Origin of the sequence: Nocardia barduliensis (genome assembly GCF_013315795.1) — a bacterium.
Classification (GTDB): Bacteria; Actinomycetota; Actinomycetes; order Mycobacteriales; family Mycobacteriaceae; genus Nocardia; species Nocardia barduliensis.
Genome location: NZ_JABLTE010000250.1, coordinates 1 through 1,814 on the forward strand (window position 1 = coordinate 1; position 1,814 = coordinate 1,814).

Genomic DNA, 1,814 nt, shown 5'->3' on the forward strand with positions numbered 1-1,814 from the left:
CCCTGACCTCCCGCAACAACCTCGCCGGCGCCTACGACTCAGCAGGCCGGACAGACGAAGCGATCCCGCTGTTCGAGCAGACCCTCAACGACCGCGAGCGGATCCTCGGCCCCCACCACCCCGACACCCTGGTCTCTCGCAACAACCTCGCCGGCGCCTACGACTCAGCAGGCCGGACAGACGAAGCGATTCCGCTGCTGGAACGGACCCTTACCGACCGCGAGCGGATCCTCGGTGCTGATCACCCGAGCACCCTGACCTCCCGCAACAACCTCGCCAGCGCCTACGAGTCGGCGGGGCGGGTCACCGAGGCGATCCCGCTTTACGAGCAATCCCTCACCGACCGCCAGCGGGTCCTCGGTGCTGATCACCCGAGCACCCTGACCGCCTGCAACAACCTCGCCACTGCCTACGACTCGGCAGGCCGGACGGACGAAGCGATCCCGCTGTTCGAGCGGAATCTCGCTGAGTCCGAGCGGGTCCTCGGCCCCCACCACCCCAATACATTGATCTCACGCCATAACCTCGCCGACGCCTACGACTCAGCAGGCCGGACGGACGAAGCGATCCGCCTGTTCGAGCAGACCCTCGCCGAGTACGAGCGGATCCTCGGCCCCCACCACCCTGACACCCTGGCCATCCGCGATAACCTCGCTTCCCTGCATGGTTCGGATGATGGAGATCCAACGGACGGCAGCGATCAGTGACATACGGCGTGTCGTCAGGCTGGTGCGATACCCGCGCGCAGGTAGCTGTAGACAGTTTCGCGACTGACCCCGAATTCCTTCGCCAGTAAAGACTTTCGCTCCCCCGCAGCGGCCCGTGCGCGTAGCGCGTGGGCTTGTTCGGTGGTGAGAGCAGGTTTGCGCCCCGTGTAGGCGCCGCGGGCTTTGGCTGCGGCGATGCCTTCGCGCTGGCGTTCGAGGATGAGGGCGCGTTCGAACTCGGCGAAGGCGCCCATCACGCTCAGCAGCAGGTTGGCCATCGGCGAGTCCTCGCCGGTGAAGGTCAGTGACTCCTTCACGAACTCCACCCGCACGCCTTTGCTGGTCAGCGTGCGCACCAGCCGCCGTAGGTCGTCGAGGTTGCGGGCGAGGCGGTCCATGGAGTGCACGATGACGGTGTCGCCGTCACGGACGAACGCAATCAGCTCGTCCAGCTGGGGGCGTGCGGTGTCCTTCCCGGAGGCCTTGTCGACGAAGGTGCGCTCGACGTCGATCCCGTCGAGCTGCCGGACGGTGTTCTGATCGACTGTGCTCACCCTGATATAGCCGACGCGCATAATTGATCCTCCGCGACTTGAAATGTCAAGTTGAAGTCTAGGAACCTGGAGGACCTAAGTCAAGAAATGCGCAAACGGACCCTATTCTGACACTTTGGGGCCCGGTCACGTGCGTGGTGTTGGGGTGTACTTCACCTACACATCGCCTTCGCCCACACGACCAACTTCATCTGAGCGCGAAAGGCTCGGAGACGAGTTGTCACTTCCACCTCCAGACTCGCATCACAGCTAGAAAGTCGCGCAACGCCCAAGTAAGGGAATGATCGGAGCCCAATTCCTGCTCGCGCCTTGAAAGAAGCTGCTCAAACAGCGGTATCGCTTCGGTTAGCCGTCCGGTCGACTGAAAGGTCTGGGCGAGATTGTTACGGACTGTCGAAGTGTCGGGGTGATCGGGGCCGAGGACCCGGACTGTCGGAACAACGGCGGATTTGACCTTGGTCTGACTGGCCGGACCTGACGGTTCGGCGGGAAGGATCGAGCAGTGTCGGAGACACTCGACGCCGTGGCGAAGAAGGACGCGGCGGATACCAAG

The 1,814-nt window shown here is 63.6% G+C and carries 3 protein-coding genes; 1 reads left to right on the forward strand and 2 read right to left on the reverse strand.

Annotated features, from left to right (window positions below; all coding sequences use genetic code 11):
* On the forward strand, positions 1 to 707 hold a 707-nt coding region (locus HOV91_RS39000), incomplete at its 5' end, for a tetratricopeptide repeat protein (protein WP_174190174.1).
* 14 nt (positions 708 to 721) lie between these two features.
* Here the strand turns inward: HOV91_RS39000 and HOV91_RS39005 are convergent.
* Positions 722 to 1,282 (reverse strand): recombinase family protein, encoded by a 561-nt coding sequence (locus HOV91_RS39005; RefSeq protein WP_174190175.1) that lies wholly within the window; start codon positions 1,280 to 1,282, stop codon positions 722 to 724.
* Positions 1,283 to 1,481: 199 nt separating this feature from the next.
* A partial coding sequence (locus tag HOV91_RS39010) for a tetratricopeptide repeat protein (RefSeq protein ID WP_174190176.1) occupies positions 1,482 to 1,814 on the reverse strand: 333 nt, incomplete at its 5' end.